Annotated in this window: 30 protein-coding genes and 1 tRNA gene; 11 read left to right on the top strand and 20 right to left on the bottom strand. The window is 62.2% G+C overall.

Features of this window, described 5'->3' with window-relative positions; genetic code table 11:
- Window positions 1-11: 11 nt before the first annotated feature.
- The 3 genes from AC1D1N_RS21910 (at window position 12) to AC1D1N_RS21900 (ending at window position 2,424) form a co-directional block, all read left to right on the top strand.
- Window positions 12-986, top strand: coding sequence for an adenosine deaminase (locus tag AC1D1N_RS21910; RefSeq protein ID WP_436261309.1), 975 nt, complete (start codon window positions 12-14; stop codon window positions 984-986).
- Between the two features lie 115 nt (window positions 987-1,101).
- A complete protein-coding gene (gene upp, locus AC1D1N_RS21905; RefSeq protein WP_095084682.1) occupies window positions 1,102-1,731 on the top strand; it encodes a uracil phosphoribosyltransferase in 630 nt (209 codons plus the stop codon).
- A 129-nt stretch (window positions 1,732-1,860) separates the two neighbouring features.
- On the top strand, window positions 1,861-2,424 hold the full coding sequence (locus AC1D1N_RS21900; RefSeq protein WP_477350984.1) for a TIGR02281 family clan AA aspartic protease: 564 nt from the start codon (window positions 1,861-1,863) through the stop codon (window positions 2,422-2,424).
- Between the two features lie 9 nt (window positions 2,425-2,433).
- Here the strand turns inward: AC1D1N_RS21900 and deoA are convergent, their stop codons facing one another.
- The 6 genes from deoA to AC1D1N_RS21870 form a co-directional block, all read right to left on the bottom strand.
- Window positions 2,434-3,753, bottom strand: coding sequence for a thymidine phosphorylase (deoA, locus tag AC1D1N_RS21895; protein WP_477350982.1), 1,320 nt, complete (start codon window positions 3,751-3,753; stop codon window positions 2,434-2,436).
- Complete coding sequence (locus AC1D1N_RS21890; RefSeq protein WP_477350980.1) at window positions 3,753-4,574, bottom strand: purine-nucleoside phosphorylase; 822 nt, start codon at window positions 4,572-4,574, stop codon at window positions 3,753-3,755. Before AC1D1N_RS21890 ends, deoA begins: the two co-directional genes overlap by 1 nt.
- Window positions 4,575-4,586: 12 nt before the next feature.
- Window positions 4,587-4,979, bottom strand: coding sequence for a cytidine deaminase (gene cdd / locus AC1D1N_RS21885; protein WP_477350978.1), 393 nt, complete (start codon window positions 4,977-4,979; stop codon window positions 4,587-4,589).
- A 114-nt stretch (window positions 4,980-5,093) separates the two neighbouring features.
- Window positions 5,094-6,065, bottom strand: coding sequence for an ABC transporter permease (locus AC1D1N_RS21880; protein WP_023683182.1), 972 nt, complete (start codon window positions 6,063-6,065; stop codon window positions 5,094-5,096).
- Between the two features lies 1 nt (window position 6,066).
- The gene (locus AC1D1N_RS21875; RefSeq protein WP_477350976.1) at window positions 6,067-7,206 is read right to left on the bottom strand and encodes an ABC transporter permease; all 1,140 of its coding nucleotides are present in this window, start codon (window positions 7,204-7,206) and stop codon (window positions 6,067-6,069) included.
- Entirely contained in the window at window positions 7,203-8,735 is a 1,533-nt protein-coding gene (locus AC1D1N_RS21870; RefSeq protein WP_142866096.1) for an ABC transporter ATP-binding protein, read from the bottom strand. The genes AC1D1N_RS21875 and AC1D1N_RS21870 overlap by 4 nt, the downstream gene beginning before the upstream one ends.
- 215 nt (window positions 8,736-8,950) lie before the next feature.
- Between AC1D1N_RS21870 and AC1D1N_RS21865 the strand changes: the two genes are divergently transcribed.
- Both AC1D1N_RS21865 and AC1D1N_RS21860 read left to right on the top strand, forming a co-directional pair.
- Entirely contained in the window at window positions 8,951-9,160 is a 210-nt protein-coding gene (locus AC1D1N_RS21865; RefSeq protein WP_477350974.1) for a SlyX family protein, read from the top strand.
- 13 nt (window positions 9,161-9,173) lie between these two features.
- The gene (locus tag AC1D1N_RS21860) at window positions 9,174-9,593 is read left to right on the top strand and encodes a hypothetical protein (protein ID WP_436261312.1); all 420 of its coding nucleotides are present in this window, start codon (window positions 9,174-9,176) and stop codon (window positions 9,591-9,593) included.
- A gap of 130 nt (window positions 9,594-9,723) precedes the next feature.
- Here the strand turns inward: AC1D1N_RS21860 and AC1D1N_RS21855 are convergent, their stop codons facing one another.
- The 3 genes from AC1D1N_RS21855 to AC1D1N_RS21845 all read right to left on the bottom strand — a co-directional run bounded on the left by AC1D1N_RS21855 (window position 9,724) and on the right by AC1D1N_RS21845 (window position 12,139).
- Complete coding sequence (locus AC1D1N_RS21855) at window positions 9,724-10,713, bottom strand: BMP family lipoprotein (RefSeq protein WP_112559196.1); 990 nt, start codon at window positions 10,711-10,713, stop codon at window positions 9,724-9,726.
- Between the two features lie 232 nt (window positions 10,714-10,945).
- Window positions 10,946-11,269: a hypothetical protein gene (locus AC1D1N_RS21850; protein WP_436261313.1), complete on the bottom strand. Its 324-nt coding sequence runs from the start codon at window positions 11,267-11,269 to the stop codon at window positions 10,946-10,948.
- A 117-nt stretch (window positions 11,270-11,386) separates the two neighbouring features.
- Window positions 11,387-12,139: a hypothetical protein gene (locus AC1D1N_RS21845; RefSeq protein WP_477350971.1), complete on the bottom strand. Its 753-nt coding sequence runs from the start codon at window positions 12,137-12,139 to the stop codon at window positions 11,387-11,389.
- A gap of 359 nt (window positions 12,140-12,498) precedes the next feature.
- On the opposite strand from AC1D1N_RS21845, the gene AC1D1N_RS21840 reads away from it, so the two are divergent.
- Window positions 12,499-12,588: transfer RNA gene (locus AC1D1N_RS21840), tRNA-Ser, on the top strand.
- A 198-nt stretch (window positions 12,589-12,786) separates the two neighbouring features.
- Here AC1D1N_RS21840 and AC1D1N_RS21835 read toward each other — a convergent pair.
- The 4 genes from AC1D1N_RS21835 to AC1D1N_RS21820 form a co-directional block, all read right to left on the bottom strand.
- Entirely contained in the window at window positions 12,787-13,191 is a 405-nt protein-coding gene (locus AC1D1N_RS21835) for an Imm8 family immunity protein (RefSeq protein WP_477350969.1), read from the bottom strand.
- A gap of 256 nt (window positions 13,192-13,447) precedes the next feature.
- Window positions 13,448-13,873, bottom strand: coding sequence for a hypothetical protein (locus tag AC1D1N_RS21830; RefSeq protein ID WP_477350967.1), 426 nt, complete (start codon window positions 13,871-13,873; stop codon window positions 13,448-13,450).
- Between the two features lie 56 nt (window positions 13,874-13,929).
- Entirely contained in the window at window positions 13,930-14,253 is a 324-nt protein-coding gene (locus tag AC1D1N_RS21825) for a hypothetical protein (protein ID WP_477350965.1), read from the bottom strand.
- Between the two features lie 349 nt (window positions 14,254-14,602).
- A complete protein-coding gene (locus AC1D1N_RS21820) occupies window positions 14,603-16,603 on the bottom strand; it encodes an AI-2E family transporter (protein ID WP_477350963.1) in 2,001 nt (666 codons plus the stop codon).
- Between the two features lie 359 nt (window positions 16,604-16,962).
- On the opposite strand from AC1D1N_RS21820, the gene AC1D1N_RS21815 reads away from it, so the two are divergent.
- Complete coding sequence (locus AC1D1N_RS21815) at window positions 16,963-17,907, top strand: DMT family transporter (protein ID WP_436262061.1); 945 nt, start codon at window positions 16,963-16,965, stop codon at window positions 17,905-17,907.
- A 383-nt stretch (window positions 17,908-18,290) separates the two neighbouring features.
- Window positions 18,291-18,482: a hypothetical protein gene (locus AC1D1N_RS21810; protein ID WP_112559191.1), complete on the top strand. Its 192-nt coding sequence runs from the start codon at window positions 18,291-18,293 to the stop codon at window positions 18,480-18,482.
- 51 nt (window positions 18,483-18,533) lie between these two features.
- Here the strand turns inward: AC1D1N_RS21810 and AC1D1N_RS21805 are convergent, their stop codons facing one another.
- Together AC1D1N_RS21805 and AC1D1N_RS21800 are read right to left on the bottom strand one after the other, a co-directional pair.
- The gene (locus AC1D1N_RS21805) at window positions 18,534-19,535 is read right to left on the bottom strand and encodes a L,D-transpeptidase family protein (RefSeq protein WP_477350960.1); all 1,002 of its coding nucleotides are present in this window, start codon (window positions 19,533-19,535) and stop codon (window positions 18,534-18,536) included.
- A gap of 148 nt (window positions 19,536-19,683) precedes the next feature.
- The gene (locus AC1D1N_RS21800) at window positions 19,684-20,334 is read right to left on the bottom strand and encodes a DUF1236 domain-containing protein (RefSeq protein ID WP_477350958.1); all 651 of its coding nucleotides are present in this window, start codon (window positions 20,332-20,334) and stop codon (window positions 19,684-19,686) included.
- A gap of 196 nt (window positions 20,335-20,530) precedes the next feature.
- Between AC1D1N_RS21800 and AC1D1N_RS21795 the strand changes: the two genes are divergently transcribed.
- Window positions 20,531-20,830: a DUF1236 domain-containing protein gene (locus tag AC1D1N_RS21795; RefSeq protein ID WP_112559188.1), complete on the top strand. Its 300-nt coding sequence runs from the start codon at window positions 20,531-20,533 to the stop codon at window positions 20,828-20,830.
- A 629-nt stretch (window positions 20,831-21,459) separates the two neighbouring features.
- Here the strand turns inward: AC1D1N_RS21795 and AC1D1N_RS21790 are convergent.
- On the bottom strand, window positions 21,460-21,669 hold the full coding sequence (locus tag AC1D1N_RS21790; protein WP_112559186.1) for a hypothetical protein: 210 nt from the start codon (window positions 21,667-21,669) through the stop codon (window positions 21,460-21,462).
- Between the two features lie 143 nt (window positions 21,670-21,812).
- Window positions 21,813-22,670: a LysR family transcriptional regulator gene (locus AC1D1N_RS21785; protein WP_436261316.1), complete on the bottom strand. Its 858-nt coding sequence runs from the start codon at window positions 22,668-22,670 to the stop codon at window positions 21,813-21,815.
- A 93-nt stretch (window positions 22,671-22,763) separates the two neighbouring features.
- On the opposite strand from AC1D1N_RS21785, the gene AC1D1N_RS21780 reads away from it, so the two are divergent.
- Window positions 22,764-23,222, top strand: coding sequence for a DUF3237 domain-containing protein (locus AC1D1N_RS21780; protein WP_477350956.1), 459 nt, complete (start codon window positions 22,764-22,766; stop codon window positions 23,220-23,222).
- A 283-nt stretch (window positions 23,223-23,505) separates the two neighbouring features.
- Here AC1D1N_RS21780 and AC1D1N_RS21775 read toward each other — a convergent pair whose 3' ends face one another.
- From AC1D1N_RS21775 to AC1D1N_RS21765, 3 genes are all read right to left on the bottom strand, one after another.
- Window positions 23,506-24,081, bottom strand: coding sequence for a DUF308 domain-containing protein (locus AC1D1N_RS21775; protein ID WP_112559183.1), 576 nt, complete (start codon window positions 24,079-24,081; stop codon window positions 23,506-23,508).
- Window positions 24,082-24,190: 109 nt separating this feature from the next.
- Window positions 24,191-24,778 (bottom strand): TetR/AcrR family transcriptional regulator, encoded by a 588-nt coding sequence (locus tag AC1D1N_RS21770; protein WP_477350953.1) that lies wholly within the window; start codon window positions 24,776-24,778, stop codon window positions 24,191-24,193.
- Between the two features lie 192 nt (window positions 24,779-24,970).
- A complete protein-coding gene (locus AC1D1N_RS21765) occupies window positions 24,971-25,309 on the bottom strand; it encodes a hypothetical protein (protein ID WP_112559180.1) in 339 nt (112 codons plus the stop codon).
- 169 nt (window positions 25,310-25,478) lie between these two features.
- Between AC1D1N_RS21765 and AC1D1N_RS21760 the strand changes: the two genes are divergently transcribed.
- Window positions 25,479-25,670, top strand: coding sequence for a hypothetical protein (locus AC1D1N_RS21760; protein ID WP_112559179.1), 192 nt, complete (start codon window positions 25,479-25,481; stop codon window positions 25,668-25,670).

Below are 25,670 nucleotides of genomic sequence, written 5' to 3'. Positions count from 1 at the left end.
GGGATGTTTGAATGCCTTTGAAAGCAGAACTGCACTGCCACATTGAAGGGGCAGCGGCGCCCGAGCTCGTCATCCGCCAGGCGCAGAAATACGGCAAGGACACCTCGCCCTATATTCAGAACGGTTCCTTCGTCTGGCACGATTTCACCTCGTTCCTCGCGGCTTACGATTTTTCCTCCGATTTGTTCCGCACCGAGGAGGATTATGCGCGCCTCGCCGACCATTATCTGACCAGCCTTGCCCGCGACGGCGCCATCTATTCCGAAGTCTTCACCTCGCCCGACCATGCCGTCAGGTCCGGCCTGTCACCCAAGGCCTATACCGACGCGCTCGGCGAAGGCATGCTGCGCGCCAAAGCCAAGACCGGCATTGAGGGCCGCATGATCGTCACCGGCGTGCGTCATATCGGCGTCGAATCGATCGAGCAGGCGGCGCGCTTCGCCGCGCGCTGCGGGCATCCGCTGGTCACCGGCTTCGGCGTCGCCGGCGACGAGCGTATCGGCGAGATGGAGGATTATGTCAGGGCTTTCGAGATCGCCCGCGAAGCCGGCCTCGGCATCACCATCCATGCCGGCGAACTGACCGGCTGGGAGACGGTGCAGGCAGCCCTCGACCACATCCGCCCCTCGCGCATCGGCCATGGCGTGCGCGCCATCGAAAACCCCGACCTTGTCAGGCGCATCGCCGACGAAGGCGTGGTGCTGGAATGCTGCCCTGGCTCCAACATCGCGCTCAAAGTCTACGACAGTTTCGCCGACCACCCCTTCCCTGCGCTGCAGGCGGCCGGGTGCAAGGTGACGCTCAATTCCGACGACCCGCCCTATTTCTGGACCTCGCTGAAGCGCGAATACGACATCGCCGCCGAGCATTTCGCCATGAACGAAAAGGCGCTGACCGCCGTCACCAAGACGGCGATCGAGGCCGCTTTCGTCGACAGGAAGACCAAGACGGCGCTTCTTGCGCGGCTGAACAGCGCCGCGCGCTGATCGCTTCCCCGACGATTTCCCGCGACAAAACTGTGGCCGGCGCCGCCAGGCGGTTCCTTGGCCGGCGCATTGTCGCTAGGGTTGTTCCAAGCAGCGAAAAATTCAGGAGTAACCCATGCAGGGCGTCACCGTCGTCGACCACCCGCTTGTCCAGCACAAGCTGACCATCATGCGCAAGAAGGAGACGTCGACAGCCGGCTTCCGGCGGCTGCTGCGCGAGATCTCGCTGCTGCTCGGCTACGAGGTCACCCGCAACCTCGAACTGACGACGACAACCATCGAGACGCCGATCGAGACCATGGAGGCGCCGACGCTGGAGGGCAAGAAGCTGGTCTTCGCCTCGGTGCTGCGCGCCGGCAACGGCTTGCTCGAAGGCCTGCTCGACCTGGTGCCGGCGGCGCGCGTCGCCCATATCGGGCTCTACCGCGACCACGAGACGCTGGAGGCGGTGGAGTATTTCTTCAAGGCCCCGAGCGATCTCGCCGACCGGCTGGTGATCGTCGTCGACCCGATGCTGGCGACCGCCAATTCGGCGATCGCGGCCATCGACAAGCTGAAAGGGCGCGGCGCCACCAATATCCGCTTCCTTTGCCTTTTGGCTGCACCAGAGGGCATCGAGCGCTTCACCAAGGCGCATCCGGATGTTCCGGTGTTCACCGCCTCAATCGACCGCCAGCTCAACGAGAAGGGCTACATTATGCCCGGCCTCGGCGATGCCGGCGACCGCATGTACGGGACCAAATGACGGCGGCTGGCAAAGCCGGCTGACACAGTCTCGTTTACCGCCCGTTTACGCAAAGCCTCGGTTTCGGGCCGGCGTTAAAGCGGCAAACACCATGTGCGGACAAGAATGGCCCTTCACGAAGGTCCATCCATGCTGCGCAAGCTTCTCATTCTGGGCGTGTTTGCCGGAACATCCGCGTCGATCCCGATCGTCTATCAGTCGAACCCGCAAATGCTCGACGGCCTGCTGAAGTCGACGGTCGCCAGCAAGCCGGTGGCCGAACCGAAGCCCGAGTTGAACCTCGCTTCGGTTCCCGACAAGCCGGCCGCACCGCTGCCCACCGGCCGCAAGGTCACTGTGGCGGCTGACGAGCGCGGCCATTTCACCTCCGCCTTCAAGCTCAACGGCCGCCAGGTCGACGGCATGATCGACACCGGCGCCACGCTGGTCGCCATCAACACCTCGACGGCGCGCCGCATCGGCATCTCGCTCAACCCGTCGGATTTCAGCCATCAGGTCAACACCGCCAACGGCGCGATCAGGGCAGCCGTGGTCAACATCGACCGCCTGCAGATCGGCAAGATCAGCGTCGACAACATCCAGGCGGTGGTGCTCGACGACAGGGCGCTGCACACCAACCTGATCGGCATGCGCTTTTTGCAGCGGCTGGCAAAATACCAGGTCGAAAACGGCACCTTGCTGCTCGTGCAGTAGCGCTTTCCACTAGCCGCGCGCCAGCACCCGGCGGATGACGGTCTTGTCGGCGGCCGGCTTGGAAGCCCCGATCGTGTAGGCCGAAAGCACAGCGGCCGCGGCGGCCGCGGCTTCCGCATCCGTGCGGGCATGGACCAGCGCCAGCGCATCGCCGGATCGCACCTCGGCGCCAATCGGCAGCAGCCTGGTGATGCCGACCGCATGATCGATCCTGTCGTCCGGCCGCGTCCGCCCGCCGCCGAGCCCGACCACAGCAAGGCCGATGTCGCGCGTGGCGATCCCCGTGACAAAGCCGTTTTCGGTTGCCTTGACCGTAAACTCCACCGCCGCTTTGGGCAGGTATTTCTCCGGCTTCTCGACGAAATCGGCGGGACCGCCAAGCGCCGCCACCATGCGCGCGAAAATGGCCGCCGCGCGGCCACCGGCCAGCGTTTCGGCGGCGCGCCTGAGACCATCTTGCTGGGATGATACCAGTCCCGTCGACTGCAGCATCTCGGCGGCCAGCGCCAGCGTCACATCCTCCAGCCGCTTGTCGCGGAACCGCCCGGTAAGGAAGTCGACGGCGTTGCGCACCTCGACCGCATTGCCGGCCGCCGACGCCAGCGGCTCGTTCATGCCGGTGACCAGCGCCGAGGCCTTCAGGCCGGCGCCATTGGCAACCTCGACCAGGCTGTTGGCCAGTGCGGTCGCATCGCGCGACTTCTCCATGAAGGCGCCATTGCCGACCTTGACGTCGAGCACCAGCGACTGCAGGCCGGCCGCCAGCTTCTTCGACAGGATCGAGGCGGTGATCAGCGGCACCGATTCCACCGTTCCGGTGACGTCACGGATTGCATAGAGGCGGCGATCGGCGGGCGCGAGATCAGCGGTCTGGCCGATGATGGCGCAGCCGGTCTCGAGCACCGTCTTGCGGAAGCGCCCCACATCCGGCTGGCTGACATAGCCGGGAATGGCGTCCATCTTGTCCAGCGTACCGCCAGTATGGCCGAGGCCGCGGCCTGAGATCATCGGCACATAGGCGCCGCAGGCGGCGACGATCGGCGCCAGCATCAGCGAGACATTGTCACCGACGCCACCGGTCGAATGCTTGTCGGTGACCGGACCCGGCAGGTCCGACCAGTCGAGCACGTCGCCGGAATCGCGCATCGCCAGCGTCAGCGCCACGGCTTCGTCGCGGCTCATGCCGTTGAAGAACACCGCCATGGCAAAGGCGCCGACCTGGCCGTCCGAAACGCTGCCCGAGGTCACGCCGGCGACGAAGGCCGCTATCTCCTGCGCCGACAGTTTCTGGCCGTCGCGCTTGCGGCGGATGATTTCCTGCGGAAGCATCAGGCGTCGTCGCCCTTCGGCTCCGGCAACCCGTCCTGGAACACATGCGCGAGGATCGTCGCCAGCCGCGCGCCGCCGACCGGCGCCATGTCCTTGGTCTCCTGGTGCGACAGCTCCGCCCCGGTCATCCCTGCGGCAAGGTTGGTGATCACCGAACAGGCGGCAACGCGCAGGCCGAGGAAACGGGCGAGGATAACCTCCGGCACGGTCGACATGCCCACCGCATTGGCGCCCATGATGCGGGCCATGCGGATTTCGGCCGGCGTCTCGAAGCACGGACCGGAAAACCACATATAGACGCCCTGGTGCAGCCTGGTTCCGGTGGCCTTCGCCGCCCGTTCGATCGCCGCACGCAGGCGGGCGTCATAGGCTTCGGTCAGGCCGACGAAGCGGCGGTCGCTCGGCTCGCCGATCAGCGGGTTGGAGCCAGAGAAATTGATATGGTCGGTGATCAGCATCACCGAGCCAGGCGGCATATCGGGGTCGACCGAACCAGCTGCATTGGTCAGGATCAGCTTGGTGATGCCGATGCCGGCGAGTACTTCCAGCGCCGGCCGCATCGCCGCGGCAACGCCGTGCTCGTAATAGTGGGCGCGCCCCGACAGCATCAGCACCGGCGTGCCGGCAAACAGCCCCGCCACCACCTCACCGGCATGGCCGGTAACGCCGCTGCGGGGGAAACCCGGCAGGTCGGCATAGGAAACGCGCACGGCATTTTCGACCTGGTCGACAAGCCCGCCAAGGCCCGACCCCAGCACCATGGCGGTGGTGGGCGCCAACCCGTCCAGCCGTTCAACGAGATGGTCCAGAGCTTCTTTCATGTCAGCCAATCTTCATTTCAAAATATCACCGCGAAATCCGTAGGGCAGCATCTCCCCCATGGTCACGGTCTCGACCACGCCGCTGTTATCGCAGAGGTAGAGTTTGGTGTCCGGCCGGCAGAACTCCGCCAGCCGTTGCCGGCAGCCGCCGCAGGGCGTGCACTTCGCCATGCGCGAGGCAATGACAGCGATCTCCACGATCTTGCCGCCGCCGCCCATGATGTAGTGGCCGAGCGCCGTGGTCTCGGCGCACCAGCCTTCCGGATAGGACGCGACCTCGATGTTGGCGCCGGTGAAGACACGGCCGTCCTCGGTGCGCAATGCCGCACCCACCGGAAACTTCGAATAGGGCGCGTAGGCCTTGGCCATGGCCTCTTGCGCGGCTTCGAACAGATCATGCGACATTCAGGTGTTCTCTCCGACGATCATGGTCAAAACCCGGCGATTTGCGTTTTCCTCGCGCCTTTCAAGCACCGAGCCGCGTGTTCGGCTCAGCGGTCCCAGACTAGCCTGCCCAGATCAACGTTCCTTGACATAGGGCACGCCGCCGGCGCGTGGCGGGATCGCCTTGCCGATGAAGCCGGCCAGCAGGATCACGGTCAGCACATAGGGCAGCGCCTGCATGAACTGCACCGGCACCTTGCCGATGAGCGGCAGCGGCGAGCCCTGCAGGCGGATCGCCGCCGCGTCGAGGAAGCCGAACAGAAGGCAGGCGAACATGGCGTTGACCGGCCGCCATTTGGCAAAGATCAGCGCCGCCAGCGCGATATAGCCCTTGCCCGCGGTCATATCCTTCACGAAGCCGCCATTCTGCACCATCGACAGATAGGCACCGGCAATCCCGGTCAGCACGCCGGTGCAGATCAGCGCCCGGTAGCGCAGCCAGGCGACCGAGATGCCGGCGGTGTCGACGGCGGCCGGGTTCTCGCCGACCGCGCGCAGCCTGAGGCCGAAGCGGGTACGAAACAGCACCCACCAGGTGAACGGCACCATGGCGAAAGCGAGATAGACCAGGATCGAGTGCCCGGACAGAAGCTCGGAATAGATCGGTCCGATGATCGGCACGTCGTGGATGGCGGCCGCACCAGGCAGAGTGATGGCCTCGAAGCGCTCGCCCGGCTGCAGCGCCGGCGTGCGTCCGCCCTGCTGGAACCAGGCCTGGCCCAGAATGATGGTCGACCCGGCGGCGACGAAGTTGATTGCCACACCGGAGACGATCTGATTGCCGCGGTGGGTGATCGAGGCGAAGCCGTGCACCAGGGCGAAGGCGACCGACATCACGATCGCCATGCCGAGACCGAGGAAGGCCGAATGGAAGACCGAAGCTGCGGCCGCACCGGCGAAGGCGCCGACCAGCATCTTGCCTTCCAGCCCGATGTCGAAAACGCCTGCGCGTTCCGAATAGAGGCCGGCGAGGCAGGCGAGCAGCAGCGGCACCGACAGGCGGATGGTCGAGTCGAGGATCTGCACGATGGCGATGAACACATCCATCTCAGGCGCCCTTCCCTTTGACCGCTTCAATGCCGACCGACCTTGGACTGAACGAAGCGAACAGCGCCTGGACATAGGGCCGGAACATGTGCTCCAGCGCACCGGCAAACAGGATGACGAGACCCTGGATGATAACGATCATGTCGCGGGAAATTGCAGGCATCTCGAAGGCAAGTTCGGCGCCACCCTGGTAGAGCATGCCGAACAGGATCGCCGCCAGCACGATGCCGACCGGATGCAGGCGGCCCATCAGCGCCACGGCGATGCCGACGAAACCGGCGCCGGAGACGAAATCGATCGCCACATTGTGCTGGTCGCCCATCACCGGGTTCAGTGTCATCATGCCGGCCAACGCGCCCGAGATCATCATCGCGATGAGGATGATGCGCGTCTCCGAAATGCCGGCATAGCGCGCTGCCTTCGGGCTGTGGCCATAGGTGCGCATCTCATAACCGAGCTTGGTGCGCCAGATCAGCAGCCAGACCAGGAAGGCCATCACCAGCGCCAGCAGGAAGCAGATGTTGAACGGCGCCGAGCGGATCTTGGCGCCGAACAGTTCGATGATCCAGTTGAGCTTGGGCAGTTCTGCGCCGGCGAGGAAGTTGCGGGTCTGCGGCGCCTGCGAGGCAGCCGGCTTCAACGGCCCGACCAGGAGATAGACCATGATCGAGGCAGCGATGAAATTGAACATGATGGTGGTGATGACGATGTGCGAACCGCGCTTGGCCTGCAGATAGGCCGGGATCAGCGCCCACATCGCGCCGACGGCGGCCCCGGCGGCGATCGCCAGCGGGAAGGTCAGCCACCACGGCAACACACTGTCGAAGGCAAGGCAGACCACGCCCACGCCGAGGCCGGCAATATAGGCCTGGCCCTCGGTGCCGATGTTGAACAGGCCGCAATGCGCGGCCACCGCCACCGACAGGCCGGTGAAGATGAAGGTGGTGGCGTAAAACAGGGTGAAGGCGATGCCGGTTCCCTTGCCGAAGGCGCCTTCGACCAGGATGACAGCGGCGCGGAACGGGTTCTCGCCGACCAGCATGACGACGAAACCGGCAACGATGAAGGCCACCGACAGATTGATCAGCGGGATTAGCCCATAATCGGCCCAGGCGGGCAATTTGGCGTAAGGCGTGCTCATTCTGCAGCCTCCTGGCGTTCGACACCCGCCATCAAGAGGCCAAGCTCGCCTTCGGTCGCCTCGGGGCCGCGTTCGCCGACGATGCGGCCGGCAAACATCACCAGGATGCGGTCGGACAGCGAACGGATCTCGTCGAGTTCCACCGACACCACCAGCACTGCCTTGCCCTGGTCGCGCATGGCGATCAGCCGCTTGTGGATGAATTCGATGGCGCCGACATCGACCCCGCGCGTCGGCTGGCCGACGATGAGAACACCCGGGTCTTGTTCCATTTCCCGCGCCAGCACGATCTTCTGCTGGTTGCCGCCGGAGAAATTCGCCGTCTTCAGGCGTGGGTTGCCGGGACGAATGTCGTATTTCTCGATCTTGTCCTTGGCGTCGGCCATGATCGCATCGATGTTGAGGAACGGCCCTTTGAGATAGCGCGGGTCGTCATGATAGCCGAGGATCGAATTCTCGTTCTCCTCGAAGGCCAGCACCAGCCCAACATGGTGGCGGTCTTCCGGCACATGGGCGAGGCCGCGGTCGCGCAGCTCGCCGGGATCGGCGGCCCCGGTCAGGTCGATCGGCTTGCCGTCGAGCATGACCGAGCCGGAAACGGCGCGCCTGATGCCGGAAATCGCCTCCAGCAGTTCGGACTGGCCGTTGCCGGCGACACCGGCAATGCCGACAATCTCGCCGGCTTTGATATCGAAGGAGATGTCGTCGACCATGGTGACGCCGCGGGAATCCTTCACCGTCAGGTTCTTGACCGCGAGCTTGACGGCGCCGGCTTCCGCTTCGCCCTTTTCGACCCGCAGCAGCACGCGCCGCCCGACCATCAGTTCGGCGAGTTCGCCCACCGTCGTCTTGGCTGTTTCGCGCGTCGCCACCATCGTGCCCTGGCGCATGACCGAGACATTGTCGGTGATGGCCATGATCTCGCGCAGCTTGTGGGTGATCAGCACCACCGTTTTTCCCTGCTCCTTCAATTGCTTGAGGATGCGAAAGAGGTGGTCGGCCTCGGCCGGCGTCAAGACGCCAGTCGGCTCGTCGAGGATCAGGATTTCGGCGCCCCGATAAAGCGCCTTGAGGATTTCGACGCGCTGCTGCAGGCCGACCGGCAGTTCCTCGATGATGGCATCGGGATCGACTTCCAGCCCGTATTCGCGCTCGAGGCGCTCCAGTTCGGAGCGCGCCTTGGCGATGCTCTTTTTCAACAGCGCATCGCTTTCGGCGCCGAGGATGATGTTTTCCAGCACGGTGAAATTGTCGACCAGCATGAAGTGCTGGTGCACCATGCCGATGCCGAGCGCGATGGCGTCATTGGAGGTCTTGATCGACGCCGGCTTGCCGCCGACTCGGATCTCGCCGCTGTCGGCCTGGTAGAAGCCGTAGAGGATCGACATCAGCGTCGACTTGCCGGCGCCGTTCTCGCCGACAATGCCGTGGATGGTGCCGCGCGCGATCTCCAGATTGATGTCGCGATTGGCGCGAACGGCGCCAAAACTCTTGTTGATGCCGATCAGTTCGATTGCGGCTTGCGCCATGCAGCCTGTCCCATTCTTATTTTTTTATCGCTTGGTCAAAACGCCTAGCATGATGCCCCGTCTATGCCAATTGGCGGCGCAGCGACCACTCTCGACAAATCCCGGTGCGATTGTCAATTTCGAACGTGGCCGGAGACCTTCACATTCACTAATATACAAGGCTCAATGGTCGCATCACTTTGTAACTGCGTGCACCGAGACCTGGGGAATTTCGAATGATCATGCCTGCCGACCGGCTGACGACGCTGGAAATCCGCGCCACCGAGCAGGAAAAGACCATCGAGGAACTGTCCTGCCAGATCGCCGAGCAGTGGCAGGTGATCGAGCGCATGCAGCGAAAGCTCGATGCCCTGACCGAGCGCTTCATGGCGCTTGAGGAACAGTCGGCGCCGGATGTGCCGATAACCAAACCACCGCACTGGTAGCAAGGAGAAGCCGATGGCCAGTGAGAGCGATCCCGTTGCGCGTGCCGGCGACTATGTGCTTGGCCTGATGAACGACCGCGACCGGGAGCGCGCCGAGCGCGACCTGGAGATCGATCCCGCCTTCCGCGACACGGTGATGCGGCTGGCCGAGCGCATGCATGTCTTCGACCGCACGGGGCCGCCGTCGGGTGGCAGCGACCGCTGGCGGCTGATCTCGCAACGCATCGCCGAAATGCCGCAAATGCGTGTGGTCGGCCACGACGAGGTTAAGCCGGCGCCGGTGATCAGCAAGCTGGAGCGCCGCCCGTATGGCGTGGGTGTGCATTCGCTCGGCCGCCGGCGCGGCGCCGTCATCGCCATCGCGCTGATCGTGGTGTTTGCGCTGGGTTATCTCTTGGGCTTGTTGTCGGCGGGCGGTGTGCTTCTGCCTTGAACGGCGAGCCAATCGCGTAGGGTGCTCCCCCACTCCGTCTCGGGCTGGCGCTACCCTACGCGATCCGCCCTGCCCCAAAACAAAACCGCCGGGCTTTCACCCGGCGGTTCCAAACCTTAGTCCTTGCCTATCAATACGGGCAGGCGTTGTCGGCGGTGTAGTCATGCACCTCGATCTTGCCGGCGATGATGTCGGCCTTGGCCTTTTCGACCGCCGCCTTCATCTCGTCGGTGACCAGCGCCTTGTTGTTGTCGTCCATGGCGTAGTCGACGCCGCCTTCCTTGAGGCCGAGATTTTGCAGGCCGCCTTTGAAGGTGCCGTTCTTGCCGTCCATGAAGGCGGTGTAGACGGCCACGTCGACGCGCTTCAGCATCGAGGTCAGCACCTTGCCGGGCTGCAGGCCGTTCTGGTTGGAATCGACGCCGATGCCGAGCTTGCCGGCATCCGCCGCCGCTTGCAGCACGCCGACGCCGGTGCCGCCGGCCGCGGCATAGACCACGTCGGAGCCCTGGTCGATCTGCGTCTTGGCGATCTCGCCGCCCTTGGCCGGATCGTTCCACGCCGCCGGCGTGTCACCGGTCATGTTCTGGATGACGTCGGTAGCGCCGGCAGACTTGGCGCCGCCGACATAGCCGCATTCGAACTTGCGGATCAGCGGAATGTCCATGCCGCCGATGAAGGAGACCTTCTTCGTCTTCGAGGCCATCGCCGCCATGATGCCGACGAGATAGGAGCCTTCATGTTCCTTGAAGACAAGCGAGCGGACATTGGGCAGATCGACGGCATCGTCGATGATGGCGAAGTTGAGATCAGGATATTCCTTCGCGACAACCTTCAGCGCATCTTCCCAGGCAAAGCCGGCCATGACGATCGGATTGCGGCCGTCCTCGGCGAAGCGGCGCAGCGCCTGCTCGCGCTGCGAGGCGTTGGACACTTCGAACTCGACATAGGCGGTGCCGGTCTCGGTCTTGAACTTTTCGGCGCCGTGGTAGGCAGCCTCGTTGAAGGATTTGTCGAACTTGCCGCCGAGATCGTAGAGGATGGCCGGCTGGACATCCGCGGCGAAAGCCGGAAGAACCATTGCAGTTGCGGCCAGGAGGCCGAGAACGATACGTTTCATGTGATCCACACCCTGTCGGTTATTTTTTTCCGTTACGCGCCGCCCGCCTGCCCGGTTCTCCGGCAGGCATACGACATCAGCCAGGAGCGTACTCCCCTCCCGCTCCAGGCAATCTGGCACGGCCCGAAACAAAATTCACGCGGAATTTTGACCTTTTGGAAAAGCATGCCCAAGGCGGTGACAACCGTGGACGGTTGCCGCTTTGTCGTCGCCTGCCCGCCGGAACAACCCGTCAGCCCGGCGCGAATTCTCCGCCTCGCCGCCGGCGCCGGTAGCCGATCGCGTGGAGCAGCAAGGCAGCGACCGCGAACACGGCAAAGCCGGGTTGGGCAAGCACCCAGGCGACGCCGCTATCCCATACTATCGGGCTAGCCTTGGCGCGCACGAAGGTCTCGAAGGCCGCGCGGGTGTCGGGCGACACCGTCAGCCAGCTCGAATTGAGCGGTGTCATGACCAGCGCGGAGGCCGCCACCGAGCGCGTCGCGTCAAGCACCGCCATGATGACGGCGACCGAAAGTGCGACCATGGCCGCGAGGCGAAACAGAAAACGCAACATCGAGATCTTTCCTCCGGTCCTCAAGCTCCTCCCGAGGACCATCCGGTCAAGACCAGGAATAGAATGCGCACGCCCGGCGCGCAATCGGCCTACGCGAATTTGAAGCCTCCCGTCCGCCTATATCGCTGCCTTTCGGCCGCGCCGGTGGACGAGCCAGACGGCAAGGATGCCGCCGGCAATGGCGCCGACCACCAGCCCGGCAAGGCCGATGAACACCGCGAAGTAGCCGCAACCGCCCTCGAAACAGCTGATGTCGGTGACTTCGGCGATGGCAGCACCCAGCGCGAAGCCGGCGACGGCGCCGACGACCGCGCCGAGAATGATGCCGAGCAGCGCGGTGACGATCGAGGCGAAGACCGACGGCGCTTGCGCTTGCCGCGCGGTATAGACGGCCGCAGGTCCGGCATCGCGGCGCAGCAGGTAGATGCAGAACAGGCCGATGCCGATTTCGGCTGCAGTGATCGCCATGCTCCTGGCGGAAAAGACGAAATCCGGCACAGCCAGCACATAGGCCTGCCTTGCCAGCAGAAAGACGATGATGGCGATCTGCCAGAAGGTGAAATGGCGCGGGAAGTGCGCCGAACGGCCGAAGGCGAGACCGAGCAGATAGAGCCCCCACAGGATGGTGATGATATCGAAGGCCAGCGCGCCAAGGACGAAATAGAAGACCATGTCCGGCAGGCCGGAATTGCCGACCAGCCACCAGGCCGAAACCAGGCCATAGGCCGACCATGCCATGACGAAGGCCAGCCAGACCACCGGGATGAAGGACAGGTCCGAACGCCCGGGCGGCAACCCGCCCGGCACGCCACTGCCTTGCACGCCTCCGGCCAGCGTCCCGCTGGCCGGCTGTTCATTGCTCGATGTCATGTCCCGACGTTGCCCCCGCAAAGCCTCCGACTCACTCGACAGGTGGCCGGGGGCGAAGTCAAGCACGGCCGGCCCTGCCGCCTTGCCTGTGCACACCATTCGGATACCGAAGCGCCCTGAGGCGGAGGCGTTGGCGGCCCGCGAAACGATGCATGGCCGGCAAAGCGAATAGACTGCCGTTATGGCTTGGCATTCGGCGCCGGATCGACTAGATGAGCCCCGCGCCTGTTTGATTGACGGGCGCCGGGAAGGGTATCCGCTGGTTGGCGGCGCCCGTGACGCGGGTCTCCCCCGCACTTCCCAAAGGGATGCATCTCCCCAACCCGCGCGGCAAAACCGGCCGGCGCGAATGCAAGGACGGAGAGGTGGCCGAGTGGTTGAAGGCGCACGCCTGGAAAGTGTGTTTACGGGAGACCGTAACGCGGGTTCGAATCCCGCTCTCTCCGCCATTCCCCCCAGAGACGATATTTCGATAGCAAAATCAACGTCTTAGTCGAACAGCCATCCGGGTCTTAGACCAATCACTTAGACCAATCTGGATCAAGCTCGTGCTCGATCCATGACGTTGTCAACAGGGCCGGCCAAACCAATCCTGAAGTCTCCCGCCGGCCAACCGAACGACCGAGTTCGACGATGCGGACGTTCGATCACATTCCCGCCATGCCTTCATATTCCCAATCGAAGCGCTTTCTGAGTTCTTGAAGACTATCATCCCACGTAGCGCGCTCGCATTTCCTCAAGATGTTGAGAAGGCTCACCAGGACGCCGTGCCATTCGAACACATCGACAAAGACCCATGCATTGGAACGCCGATGGTATTGCGGTCGCAAATCATTGGTAGCGACATACAGGTTGAAATCGTCAGCACCCACATCGTCGTCCCAACCGATTGCTAGACAAATCCCGAGAGCCACGCTTCTGGGATTAACAGGCTTCCATTGCTCAAGGAGTTCAACGGAATTGAGCATTTTTACGCTGGCACGCACCTCTTCTTGCGTGTAACCCTCGCGAATGCGGCTTTCAGGAAAATCTCCTAAATTCCAAGCGTCCAAGCTTCTTAGCGACAGACGGTCTGGTAGGGGGACGCCTGCAACCTGAAGCCATTTCTCCTTCGCTCGTGACAATGGAAACCCCAACCGTTGCTGCGTCTATTAGCGTAAAGGACCATACTATAGCCGACCCCTGCCGTACCTGGAAGTTCGGTTTCTGGCTCACCGCGACCATTAGCCTGCGGATTACTGTTTGCAGGAAAGGCCCGGGCAGGGTCGTCAGCTTGGGGCTTAGAGATGCCCTCCCGGAAAGTCTGGGTTAATAGAGGTCGGCGTTGGCGTCGCCGTGCTGGGCTATGTGAGCCGCTACGGCCTGAGCGTGTCGATACAGGATACCCCAATCGCCCGCCACAATTGCGCGCCTGAGGACCGGCATGTCGGCGTCGTCGACATACGATGTGTACTGCGCTGACGTCAGTCCCAGCGGCTTGAACACGGTGCGCTCGGCGTGAGCCGCAAAGGCCGCTTCGACCATCGTCGTCTCGATCTCATCGACCTGAGCGGTTTCAGCGTTCAGCACCCCGGTCTCAATGTACTCGGCAATGGTCGCATCCCTCACCTCGGCAGGGCCAGAGTTGAACCGATCAAGAGAGCGGTCAGCCATGGCCACCATCTCGTTGAATTGCCTTTCGGCCTTCTCGTCCTCCGTCTCATCCTCGTCGCCGTCCTTTGCGTCTTTATCCACGGTCGGAACCTCCAGCCCCTCGACAGGGGCCAGAGGCTTCTCAACGTCCGCCGTGGTTACCTGAAAGACTTCGGCGCGGCGTAGCCACGGGCAGCCAGCCCGTCGACCACGGCCTTGTTGAACTCGGCCTGCGTGATCTGCCCGACCTCGGCCATGTCCTTGGCCTGCTGATACGAGACCTCAATGCCGCCGAGAACCCTGACCGTGGTCTTCTCGACCTCTGCCATCGGCGGAACAACCCCGGCGCTCTGCGATGTGATCACGCGATTGGTGGTGATGCCCATGCGCTCGGCTTGAAGCTGAGCATTGTTCCTGACGGAAAGCTCGACAGCACGGGCAATCTCTTCCTGCTGGCTGCGCTCTTTCGCTTCGGCAACCAAGGCGTCTTGCTTGGCCCTGTCAGCTTCGGCCTGTGGCGAGCCGCTTCCGGTATCGCCATCTTGAACCACCACGTTCGCCCCCTCAGCGAGAGGTGCCGTCGCGCTCTACCCTTGAAACCTGCCATGCTTAGACCATCCACTTAGACCAATTCCAAGGGGCGATTACCAAGCACAATCAACGATTTCAAGGGCATAGGGTCGTTTGGCGTCTAATCCCGCTCTCTCCGCCAGATTTCTTGCCTAACATATTGATTTTGTAGATAATTATGAACGCCTATCCGAGGATTGGCGTCACTACGGCCCTCGACCCCATTCGGCCTTCGCAGCAACCTGAGACATAGCGCCGTGGCTATGCAGTTGCGGCCGTCGCCTGAGCCGGGACCCGTTTTCGAGGGGCAGGACGGCGTCGATCGCGGCGTTTCGAAACGACTTTGAGGGGAACGGCCGGCGCTGGAGACAGCGCGCCAAGCACAGCGTTGACCATGCCGTGGGCTACGAAATCGGCGCTGATGTCGGCGGCCAGAGCTTGCCTTTCTTGCCCGGCACCGCCCTGCTCCGCGTCCGACCAGAACACAATCCCAATTCTCAATCCTGCCTTGGCGCGTTTCAGTCGGCGGACCAGAAAGCGAGCATGCTTGAGGGAGTCCCGATTGAGGAAACCGACCACGACGGTGTCGATCGTATCTAGGTCGAGATTACGAATACCTGCCGGCTCCATATCGACAAAACTTGCCTTCGCCACCGTTGCACCTTGCACCTCCAGCACCTGAGCGAGCATGGCGGCCGCGGCGTCGTCGAGTTCCCCGCGACCGCCGGCACAAAGCACCGACATGTCCTTGCCATCGGGCAACTCGATCTCTTCCTCCTCGACGCCATCTGGTTCCTTGCTCGCGCTGCCTTCCGCGGCGGCTGTCGGCTCATCTTCCGCGCTTGCTTCTTCCTGTGCATCGTCGGCAAGATTTGCCACAAGAATTTGGGCGCTCGCCGCCACCTGCCTTTGCTGCTGATCGCCCATCACGCCACGCATGCGGTCCTGCTCGCCCAACAGAAGGGCAGGAATGGCGACCTTGTCGTAGAAATCGATCAGATACTTCTCCTCGAGGATCTCCTCGGCATGGTCAGTGGCCTCGTCGGGATCGCCGGCCAGGAGCCGCTGATAGAGCCGGGCGTGAGGTTCGAGGACGGGCTCGTTGCCAAACAGGACGTCGAGAAATTCGAACTGCGGAACGTGTCGTCCGAGGACGACGAGACAAACTGTCAACGGCGTCGAAAGGACCAGGCCGAGCGGCCCCCACAGCCATGTCCAGAAGATCGCCGCAACGATGATAGCCAAAGGGGAAAGTCCCGTGCGCGAGCCGTAGAGCCACGGTTCGACGACATTGCCGGTTACCAGTTCCATCACGATGAACAGTGCAGCGGTCCACAGCACGAGCGACCAGCCGGGTGCCACGGCCAAGGCGAGGAACAATGGCAGCAGCGCGCCAATCACGGGGCCGATATAGGGAACGAAGCGAAGCGCCAGTGCCAGCAATCCCCACAGCAGCGCGTTGGGAATGCCGAGCACCCAGAGCCCGATCGCAATGGGTATTGCGTAGACAATGTTGACCACCAATTGCATGAGCAGATAGCGGCCCACCCGCTTGCCGGCGTCCTGCAATGCTTCTGTCGTGCGGTGGAGATCCCCGTAGCCGACCAGGCGGATAAACCGGTCGCGCAGATCCTCGCGCTCGAGCAACATGAAGATGACCACGATGATGATCAGGCCAGCCGATGCCAACGGGCTGATCAACGGTCCGATGATGTTCTGCAAGACCTCGAGCGGTCGCTCTCGGGCGACGATCTCGACGGGTACAGGTTCGCGCCGGGGCTTGTCCGCCACAGGCGGCGCCACGTCCTGCTTGTCGATCTCCTGACCGACACGCTCGATCACGCCGCTTAGCCTGGCAATTATGCCGCCACCAACGCCCGTCTCCTTTAGGGAACGCACCTTGGTCAGAATGTTTGTCTGGTAGGCTGAAATGTTCTGGGCAAGCTCGCTCACCTGGGTCGCAACAATGAAGCTGAACAAACCCAGGGCCGCGAATGCTCCAATGACGCTGAGAAGCACTGCGGGCAACCGAGGCAAGCCGACACGCTTCAGTGCGGAGACCATCGGCACCAGCGCAAATGTCAAAAGCAGTGCGACGGCGATGGGGAGAAAAACCTCGCGACCAAAATACAAGGCAGCTACCGTCGTGACGACAGTTGCGACGGTGGGCAGAGCTGTGCGCGGACGGGCAGTCCCGGCCGCCAGAATGCGTCCTAGCCCTCGCTCGGACGATGGGATTTCGTTTCGACGATTGGCCGCCACCTGATTCTTCCCCGTTGCCTCACGATAGTTAGACCCATTCGACTGCCGGGCAATGTTAGCAGTGTCGAATACATGCGTTTTGCGGCTTGCAGGCTCCAGATTTTCCTCCTCACGCTCTCTCAACCGTGAAACCGAGCTCGGGAACCTCCCGACTGTGAGTATGTCGATCTGCGTTCCCACTCCGCTTCGGGTCACGAATATGCTCAAAGAGGTGTCATGTGGGCTAGTTTCTCGGCCTGGCTGCTGATGTTTGGCTCGGTGTCCTGGCGGCGCCTCATCCTTTCAAAACGGATGCACAACCCAACGACGCAGGCTATGTTGCCCCGCCGCGCCTACGTCATCGAAGGAGAGGGCATGACATGCAGGCAATGCCGATAGCGCATCAAGCCGCGCAACCCGAGGTCGGGCCCATATCCTCCTTGACCGGCTATCCGGCCGCCGTCCTGTGCTGGCTGCTTTCGGCTGGTGTCTATATCGCGGCCAAATGGGTGGCGCCTGAAATGCCGCCATGGGGCCTCTGCTTCTGGCGGCTGACGCTTGCTTGCGCCATCCTGCTGCCGATTGTGCACCGTCATCACGACGCGATGATCGGGCTTTTGCGCACTCGCGCCGCGGAGGTCATCGCCGTGGGGGCGATCGGTCTCACGCTGTGCCAGGGTATGATCTACCATGGCCTCAACCACACCGATGCCACCACTGCCGGTATCATCATGGCGCTGTCGCCTGTCATGACGATGGTGCTCGCCCGTTTCGTGCTCGGCGAGCCGCTCGGGCTGTGGAAGTCGCTTGGCGCGCTGGTTGCGCTCGCCGGGATGATTTTCATCGTTGCCCACGGGAACCTGACGGCGCTGCTGCAACTCAAGTTCAACGCCGGTGAGCTGTGGATCGTCGGCAGCGCGTTCTGCTGGGGCCTGTACACCGTGCTTTTGCGCCGTGCCAAATTCGGCATCGAACTCCTGCCGATGGTCGTGCTGCTGCTCGGCGCCGGTGCGCTGGTCGCCTTGCCTTTCCATTTGTGGGAATTGTTCAACGACGAACGCTCCGCCATGAACGTCGACAGCATTCTCGCGCTCGCCTATCTGGCAGGTCCCGGTGGGGCCTTGATGTACTATCTCTACAACAAAAGCGTGGAAACGCTCGGCGCGAGCCGGGCGAGCATGCTGCTTTACCTGCAGACGGTGTTCGTCGCTATGCTCGCCTATCTTCTGCTCGGCGAAAAGTTGCACGATTACGACCTGGCCGGTGCGGCCTTCATCGTCGCCGGCATCGTACTTGCCACCGTGATCAAACCAAGGCCAGCTTAACCACCAAACCGACAACGCAACTTCGACAAGCGATTGCTTTGACCCGCGACCATGCTCCTGCCGCGTGCGATGTTGCGATGTTCGTCCGCAGTCGTCCCGCAAGCGCTGAACCGCGCTGATCGCAAGGTCGGTGGTTATCGCGCGATTGCCTCGTCGCAGAATTTTCGTCCCACTATGTCAAACTTTATTGCTGGCAACGGTCCCCCGGCAGATAATCCCTTTGCTTGACAGGGCGGGGTAGCCGGCGGCCCGCGCGCTTCTTCCGTGTAGGGAGAAGGCGCGGGTTTTCGGTCGAGACCCTGAAGACTTTTGTTACTTGAAGAACTGATTTCGGCGGTCCCATAAATTCGTGATTGGCCACATTGCGCGGGAGGCAGTGCGAAATGGATGATGTAACATTCAACGCCTGGGTTTGCCCCTGTGTTGAAGTGATCGAGGCCTGCGGCGAATGGTTCGTCCGCGTGGTCGAGGATGACCAGGAGCTGACCCGATCATTCGATCTGGAATCGTTCGCACTGGCCTATGCGGAAGGTCAGCGAATACGGTTGGGGCTTGCGGACTTCAAGCGATTGTAGACCCTAGTAGCCTTGCATCCTCGGCCCTTAGGCAGCCCAAGTGCGCGTGGTCTAATCGGCGAGCTTGATGTCTGCGTTCGCCATCTCGTCCTTGAAGCTAACTTTCGTGCCCTTCTGCACCATCGAGGCGAGGTCTTCGGCATCCCAGTTGGTCAGCCTGATGCAGCCATGCGAGAAGGTCGTTCCGATCTTGCCGGGTTCGGGCGTGCCGTGAATGCCGTAGCTTTCGATAGAGAGGTCGATCCAGACCGATCCAACGGGGTTGTTCGGCCCTGCAGCAATGGTGAAGGGCCGCTTGGTCTTTACTCCCTTGAAGGCGAAGTCCGGATCATAGTGGTATGTGGGATTGCGTACGACACGTTTGATCTCTGCCTGACCGCTTGGCGCCGGCTTCTCGTTGCTCCCGATCGAGGCGGGGTAGACTGCGAGCCATTTGCCAGAGGCGTCAAGCACGCGCACCAGGCGAGTGCTCTTGTCGACCTCGACACCAGCAACAGCGGCGGGACGATCGCCTCGGCCAACATCTGGGACCACCAACATCGTGCCGGCCTTCCTGAAGCCGATGCCAGGATTGAGCTTTCTGAGCAATTGCTCGCTGATATGGAAGCGCTCCGCAATCTTCTCCGCCGCGTTGTGATAGCCAAGCCTCGACAGACGGGCCATCCTCTCCAGGCGAGCCGGAATGCGCTTGGTGAAAGGTCCTCGCACATCCTTGGGTGTCAGTTCGTAGGCCACCAGAACGGGATTGGCAGAGGTTGCCATCAGTTTGTCCCAGGTTTCCCGAGTGAGCTTGCCATCTGATGGGAATCCGTTCGCGGCCTGAAAGGCCCCAACCGCCTTTGCGAGGTTCTCTGAAAGGCGGCCGTCGATCATGCCCGGCGAGAATCGGGCGCGATCCAGAAGAATCTGGGCTTTCAGTACAGCTGGATTGACGCCTTTGGGTGGGCTGACGACGAATTGGGCCTGATTGACGGCGGTTTGGTCCAGCTTGGCCGCCTCTGCCCCGCCGCAGGCGAGGACGAGCGCCACGGCGAAAAGGAGGAGCCTAAACATCGAGTCAACTCCGGAGTTGCACAGGACCTCCCTTATGACGCGGAACGGCCTTTGTGGTTCCGTTCGCCGACAGCTGATTCATCGGCAGATCTTATGGAAAGGCTCGCCACGTCGATGTGGCGAGCCTTTTCAGTGCGACGGGCACTGGTCACGTCAGGACAAGCACGATCTTCAGCGTGTCCGGATCGACGATGACGATCCGACCGTCGCCCAAAACGAAATACTCGTAGGTTTCGTAGGCGGGTACAATCTTGACGATGCGCGCCGGCAGACGATGCAGTCGAATCTTGTGCCGGGGAATCTCGATGCCGACCGAAATGTCGAAATCGACATTGGACACCGGCTCGATCCTGGTCTGCTTGATGACTTGGGTGATCTGGGTTTTCTGTTCGACCGTCACGTTGGTGATCGAAGCAGTCGACCCCTGATCCGTCTGTGTCGGGGTCTTGCCTTGAGCCTGCTCGTCGGTCTGGACCTTTGGCTTGCCCTGAGCCTGCTGATCGGTGGTCGCACCAGCCTTGCCCTGGGCCTGCTCGTCCGTCTTGAGCTTGGTCTTGCCCTGGGCCTGCTCGTCCGTCTGGACCTTGGGCTTACCCTGGGCCTGCTGATCGGTGGTCTCACTTGCCTTACCCTGAGCCTGCTCGCCCATCTTCATCTTCGAGCCTTTTTGACAGTCGGCCGTGCCGGCCGCGCAATTGGCGTCGGCGCCGGGTTTGGTCTCGGCTGGTTGTGTCTGCGCTGCTGCTGCCCCACAGCCAACGCCGAGCGCCAGCATGCTGGTGATCAGAATATGTTTCATAAGGAAGTCTCCTCGAAAGGTGTCAGTCCCTTCATTGGGTAAATCTCAACCGAAAAGCTTTGTTCCAAGGAGAATTGGCAAAACCGACAAGCAGAAATTTGAAGGAACAAGCCCCATCCGATGGCGTTTACGACCAGGAGACCCGGCTGCGAAACGCGCAGCGCAAGGGCTCGCTGACAGTGGAAAGGAGACGATCATGAGAATGCATCTTACCACCGCCGCGGCAGGACTTTTGCTACTCGCCGGCGTTGGCGCTGCAGCCGCTCAGGATGTGATCATCCAGCCTGAGCAGGAAACGGTAATCAAGGAGTATGTGCACAAACAGCCGCTGGCTTCCATTAAGATTCCCGGCGTGGAACTCAATGTCGGTACGGCTCTGCCCGATACCGTCGAACTTCACGAAGTTCCCAACGTCAAATACCGCTACGTCGTGGTCGACAACCAGACCGTGGTGGTTGATCCTGGCACACGCAAGATCGTGAAGATTATTCAGTGATCCAAGTTCGTCCAAGCCCGCCGCTTTCCGGAGTGGCGGGCTTTCGCCAGTGCCAAGTCGGCTAACCCCGGCCTACTTGATTGGCTGGGGGCCGGCGTGGGCGATCGAGATGCTCTCGATGAGACCCTTTTTGGCGGAACGGCCTGCAGGCAACGGGACATTGGACGGTCGATCGGAAATACCGTCCGCATCGGCGTAGCCGGTTACGATTACGGCTGGCCTATCCGAGCGGAGATTGCGCGCAAATCGGATGACATCCACCCCGAGGGGTTTCCAGGAATGGGGGGCCACCGCCACCTATGTCTGCCTTCCCGAATCGAGTTGCACCCCAAGTCGCTCCTTCCTTCTCCAGCGCACCACGGCGCGATAACTGGTGCGATCTACAGGAACGTGAAGCACGAAACGGTCGGGAATTGCGATGTCGGCCTTCACCCGCAACTCCGCACCGTGAGCGTGCTGGTTACAAACCAGACAATTGATGCTGACGTCGCCGGAGTCGATTGTCGCTTCCTTCAGAACAAGGTCACGGATATGCGACCGTCGCTCTATTGGTGGGTTAGTCGGCACTGCCTTATTCCTCTGATTTGACGAACCGAAACCTTTCGTCCCGGAACGCGGATGGAAGGAAACTACCGGCCCAGCGGCTGCCTCGAAAGACTGACGAGCTCGGCTTCGTCGACCACGCCAGCCATATAGTTCGCAATAATCCGGGATGCGAGAGCCTCGCGTGCTTCTGGCGATTGACCGTCGAGCTTGAGCTGCTGGAATACACGCCCCAACAGCTCAAGTTCGGATGGCTGCAGAATGCCAGCCTCCGTGGCTTTGTGTCGAATGGGCACTTGTTATCCTCCACCGCGGTCAACGAACATACGACCGTGGCCAGGAAACTCAACTCCACTGTTGACGGCGCCGCCCAGGCGCGCAGATGCCGTTTCGGACGTGCGAAGCTCTCACCCAGCGGCCTGTGCCGCGCTCGCCAACTTCATGGCGGATTGCCGGCCTGCTCCCGCAGCCAGGCGCAGAAATGCCTCGGAGCCATGCGGCGGTCGTCGGCGCGCATCAGCGCAAAGTGCCAGGCGGGACCGCTCAGCACGTGACGGAAGGGGGCGACCAGAAGGCCCTGGGCCAACAGAGAACCGAACAAGGTGGGCGACAGCAGCGCCACACCTCCACCTGCCAATGCGGCATTGGCGTTGAGTTCATGGGTCGGGAAATCGACTGCGGCGAACCGTATGGCCGACGGGATTTCGCCGTGCGCCATGATGAACCATTGTTCCCAGTCGGGATGCGGCAAGAGCTCGAAATCGACCAGTTCCGCCGGAACGGCAAGCGAATGCGCTCCGAGCAGGGACGGCGCCAGCATTGGCGTCACGTCCACCGGGATGAGCCGGTGTTCCTCAAGGCCGGTCCACCCACCGCGACCCGTTCTGATGATGACGTCAAATGCGTTGGGATCGCGTATATCCGTCGAGACATCTAGCTCGATGGCGGCCGATCCTGACTCAGGATAGTGCGGTAGACGCGGTGCGAGCCAGCGTGATGCGAACGTGGGTGGTGCGGTGACCTTTAGAGGAGGCGTCGCCGCCTGAAATCGGTCGACCGCCTCCGCTATCCCGGCGAGTGATTCCCGAACCTGGCTTGCCAGCGCGGCGGCGGCAGGTGTCGGCACGACGCGCCCATGAACGCGTACAAAAAGCGGCTGCCCAAGCTCGGCCTCCAGCGAGCGGATACGCAGGCTAACAGCCGCGGGCGTCAGGAAAAGGCGTTCGGCCGCCCGCGCAAAGCTGGCGGTCGCAACGCATACTTCGAGAATGCGCAAGGATTCGAGCGAGGGCCGCATGATTAGTTTTCCTTGTGACAGCGACAAGAAGAGCGCGTTTTTTGAGCAACGCGCACTGGTGTAGATGCCGGCCTCGAAACTAGGAGGCATTTGATGTCGCTGCAATCAAGACACTTGTTTACCCTCTCCATGACGCTTCACCCCGCCATGGATCTTGGGCACACGCCGGCAGGCGGCCGACGTATTTTCGCGGTCTCGGGCGGAAACTTCGAGGGCGAGCGCATTAGCGGGACAGTGTCGCCGCTCATCGGGTCCGATCTGCTTCTCAGCCGGGCGGACGGCACATTCCAACAGGATGTCAGGCTGCTCCTCGTCGCCGACGATGGCGGCTTGATCATCATGACCTATCGCGGCGTCAGGCGCGCGTCTCAGGCCATCGACGAACGCCTGGCACGCGGAGAGTTGGTCGATGCATCCGAATACTATCTACGCACAACGCCATATTTCGAGACCGCTGCGCCGGCCCATGCCTGGCTCAACAGCATTGTATCGGTCGCCAGCGGTGGCCGGACGGCAAGCGGTGTCGAATATGAGGTCTTTGAAATCCTCTGACGTGACAGCGCGGCCACCCAATACGCCTCGCTTGGAGCGAGCATGGCAGATGATGCTTCGCTGGTTTTGGCTGCAAATGCAGAGGCGCCAAAGCTCGCGCATGCTGCGCGAGCTGACAGACGAGCAACTCAGCGACATTGGCCAGCGCCGCAGCTCCAACGGGAACGTCTCGCCACGCCCAACAGACCGCCTTGATGAACGCTAGCCAGGCCATGTCACTCCGGTCGCTGAGCGGCGCAATCGGCAAGGCCGCCATCCCATTCTCGCCAGCCGTGCGGTACCTTCATCCCGCGGCCTGCGCCGACCTGCGCCGCGCGTCGCTCACCGTCAGCCACACAGCGGAGACCAGAAAGTAGAAGGCGCCGAAGGCGGCATAGGGTGCGACGTTGGTGATGTCGATCGTCGCCGCACCGCCCGCCATCTTCACAAAGAAAATCCCGGCCAGCGCCGACTGGGCGCCGCTCAGCACCATTGCCCACTGGGCGCCGGACCTCCAGCGCCGGATGGCGGTGGCGAGCTGGAAAAGGCCGGACAGGACCGCCCAGACGCCGAACACCGCGAGCACCGCATTCATGGACTTGCCAAGCGCAATGGCGACCGCGACCGTGGTGACGATGCTGATGATGAAGTTAAGCAGCTGCGTCTTGTTGCGGTTCAGGCCGCCGCTGCGCCGGGCGTCGACGAAGTTGGCCAGCGCATCCCAGGCGGGATAGGCGACCAGCATGATGGCTGCCAGGGACGGCATTGCCCTGGCGACCGTGAACGCCAGCAGGACCCAGGCGGCCGCCACGGCAAAGCGTGTGAAATAGTAGCTCTTGAGCCAGGTGGATTGGTTGGTTTCATTCGTGTTGGCAAGCATTCTGATTTTCCTTTCTCGTGGTTGATTCGGTATACCTACTAGAAGGTAGGCAGCGCGGGCGCGTTGCGGGAATCGGTGGAGGGCTCGCCCTCTGTCGCCAGATTTCCTGTTAGTGAACCTTCGCCGATAGACGTTGCACGGTTGGCGTCAGGATGGTGTCAAATATGGCAGGGGTGCCATAGGCACGCGCCGACAGCATCGCGCCATGGACAGTCGCCATGAACGTCTCAGCCTCCAGCTCGGCAGAGCCGGTGAATTTGAGCACCCCCTGTTCGGCGCCCCGCTGCATGACCTTGGTCAGCCAGGACGACAGGAACCGGAAGTAAGCCCGCACCTCGACGGCAATTTCAGGCGGCAGTGCCGGGAGTTCGCTGGCAAGCAGCGCGCAGACGCAAAACGGGACGCTCGCATCTTCAATGCATTTTGCCCAGTAGCCGGCATAGGTTTGAAGCAGCGCGAGCGGGTCAGGGAATTTGCTTTCCAGATCTGCCATCCCGGCCTCGGTACGCTCGCGATGGCGGGCCACAAGCGTGCGAACGAGGTCGACCTTGCTGGGGAAATGATGGTGGATGCTCGCCTTGCGGATTCCCACTTCGCCGGCGATATCGGCGTAGCTGAATCCGTTGTAGCCGCCCGCCACGATGAAGTTTCGCGCCGACGCCAGAATCTGATCGGAGGTCATCACAAGATTGCTCATGGCTATTACCTACCTACTAGTAGGGATGCTGTCAAGCCTGGATTTCTGGGCGAGCCGCCAAGGCCAGAGGCTGAATTGGCAATCCACCCGAAATGAAAAGCCCGCCGGCCGAGCCAGCGGGCGAGATAGGGCAGGAAACCTTACGGCCATTCCGCAAGAACGGGACAAGCCGCAATACGCCTTTGCCGCCTGCTAGAACCAGCGGCGGTCGCGTTCCAGGGTTTGCCCGAGGAGCAGGCCGATCAGCAGCCCGGCAATGCCACCAAGGACGAAAGCGCTGCTGATCGTGCCGGGATTCTGCTGGACGGTTTCGGATACCGTCTGCGCCTGCGACCTCAGCTGCTGCGCTGCCCGTGCCGCGCGCTCGGTGGCGCTGCCATACCAGCCGCCTGCCTCCTCGACGGCATCTTCGGCACGGTCGGCAAGTGTCCGGTTTATCTTGCTGATCTCCCGCTTCAGCGACGCAACCTGCTTCTCCAGGGCCTCCTGGGCTTCTCGGGTGGAAATCTTCGGGGTTTCGTTGTCGGCCATGGGCTGTTCCTTTCGTTGAGGTAAAGGGAACGGCGAACAGACAAGGATGGTTCCGCTGCCCGCGCTCACCGCCATTCGCCTGGCCGGCCGCTAACTTTTGATATTGAAACGCGCTTCGCGCGAGGCTTATAAAAATAGACGTTTCCCATTGCTCTTGAGGAGAATTGCGATGGATAACGTCCAGAGCAACAAAGTTGATCCACCCGCCATCGAAGTGGTCGAAGCCTGCGGCGAATGGTTCGTCCGCGTGGTCGAAGACGGCAAGGCAACCACAACGTCGTTCGAACTCGAGGCGTTCGCCCTGACCTTCGCCGAGGGCCAGCGAATGCGGCTGGGGTTGGAAAAGATCGCGCGGATTTAG

It is taken from the genome of Mesorhizobium sp. P2_B5, assembly GCF_056404775.1.
Note: the sequence above shows the minus strand (reverse complement) of the source record. Positions and strands in the feature narration are given on the sequence as shown.

Coding starts and splice junctions, on each gene's coding strand:
- cdd (WP_477350978.1), bottom strand. CDS start 4,979: ATGTCGCATGATCTGTTCGAAGCCGCGCAAGAGGCCATGGCCAAGGCC.
- AC1D1N_RS21775 (WP_112559183.1), bottom strand. CDS start 24,081: ATGCTTGCCAACACGAATGAAACCAACCAATCCACCTGGCTCAAGAGC.
- AC1D1N_RS21870 (WP_142866096.1), bottom strand. CDS start 8,735: ATGGCGCAAGCCGCAATCGAACTGATCGGCATCAACAAGAGTTTTGGC.
- AC1D1N_RS21850 (WP_436261313.1), bottom strand. CDS start 11,269: ATGTTGCGTTTTCTGTTTCGCCTCGCGGCCATGGTCGCACTTTCGGTC.
- AC1D1N_RS21805 (WP_477350960.1), bottom strand. CDS start 19,535: ATGTTTAGGCTCCTCCTTTTCGCCGTGGCGCTCGTCCTCGCCTGCGGC.
- AC1D1N_RS21875 (WP_477350976.1), bottom strand. CDS start 7,206: ATGAGCACGCCTTACGCCAAATTGCCCGCCTGGGCCGATTATGGGCTA.
- AC1D1N_RS21815 (WP_436262061.1), top strand. CDS start 16,963: ATGCAGGCAATGCCGATAGCGCATCAAGCCGCGCAACCCGAGGTCGGG.
- AC1D1N_RS21810 (WP_112559191.1), top strand. CDS start 18,291: ATGGATGATGTAACATTCAACGCCTGGGTTTGCCCCTGTGTTGAAGTG.
- AC1D1N_RS21855 (WP_112559196.1), bottom strand. CDS start 10,713: ATGAAACGTATCGTTCTCGGCCTCCTGGCCGCAACTGCAATGGTTCTT.
- AC1D1N_RS21890 (WP_477350980.1), bottom strand. CDS start 4,574: ATGAAAGAAGCTCTGGACCATCTCGTTGAACGGCTGGACGGGTTGGCG.
- AC1D1N_RS21860 (WP_436261312.1), top strand. CDS start 9,174: ATGGCCAGTGAGAGCGATCCCGTTGCGCGTGCCGGCGACTATGTGCTT.
- deoA (WP_477350982.1), bottom strand. CDS start 3,753: ATGCTTCCGCAGGAAATCATCCGCCGCAAGCGCGACGGCCAGAAACTG.
- AC1D1N_RS21785 (WP_436261316.1), bottom strand. CDS start 22,670: ATGCGGCCCTCGCTCGAATCCTTGCGCATTCTCGAAGTATGCGTTGCG.
- AC1D1N_RS21900 (WP_477350984.1), top strand. CDS start 1,861: ATGCTGCGCAAGCTTCTCATTCTGGGCGTGTTTGCCGGAACATCCGCG.
- AC1D1N_RS21780 (WP_477350956.1), top strand. CDS start 22,764: ATGTCGCTGCAATCAAGACACTTGTTTACCCTCTCCATGACGCTTCAC.
- AC1D1N_RS21865 (WP_477350974.1), top strand. CDS start 8,951: ATGATCATGCCTGCCGACCGGCTGACGACGCTGGAAATCCGCGCCACC.
- AC1D1N_RS21760 (WP_112559179.1), top strand. CDS start 25,479: ATGGATAACGTCCAGAGCAACAAAGTTGATCCACCCGCCATCGAAGTG.
- AC1D1N_RS21795 (WP_112559188.1), top strand. CDS start 20,531: ATGAGAATGCATCTTACCACCGCCGCGGCAGGACTTTTGCTACTCGCC.
- AC1D1N_RS21770 (WP_477350953.1), bottom strand. CDS start 24,778: ATGAGCAATCTTGTGATGACCTCCGATCAGATTCTGGCGTCGGCGCGA.
- AC1D1N_RS21765 (WP_112559180.1), bottom strand. CDS start 25,309: ATGGCCGACAACGAAACCCCGAAGATTTCCACCCGAGAAGCCCAGGAG.
- AC1D1N_RS21910 (WP_436261309.1), top strand. CDS start 12: ATGCCTTTGAAAGCAGAACTGCACTGCCACATTGAAGGGGCAGCGGCG.
- AC1D1N_RS21880 (WP_023683182.1), bottom strand. CDS start 6,065: ATGGATGTGTTCATCGCCATCGTGCAGATCCTCGACTCGACCATCCGC.
- AC1D1N_RS21800 (WP_477350958.1), bottom strand. CDS start 20,334: ATGAAACATATTCTGATCACCAGCATGCTGGCGCTCGGCGTTGGCTGT.
- AC1D1N_RS21845 (WP_477350971.1), bottom strand. CDS start 12,139: ATGACATCGAGCAATGAACAGCCGGCCAGCGGGACGCTGGCCGGAGGC.
- upp (WP_095084682.1), top strand. CDS start 1,102: ATGCAGGGCGTCACCGTCGTCGACCACCCGCTTGTCCAGCACAAGCTG.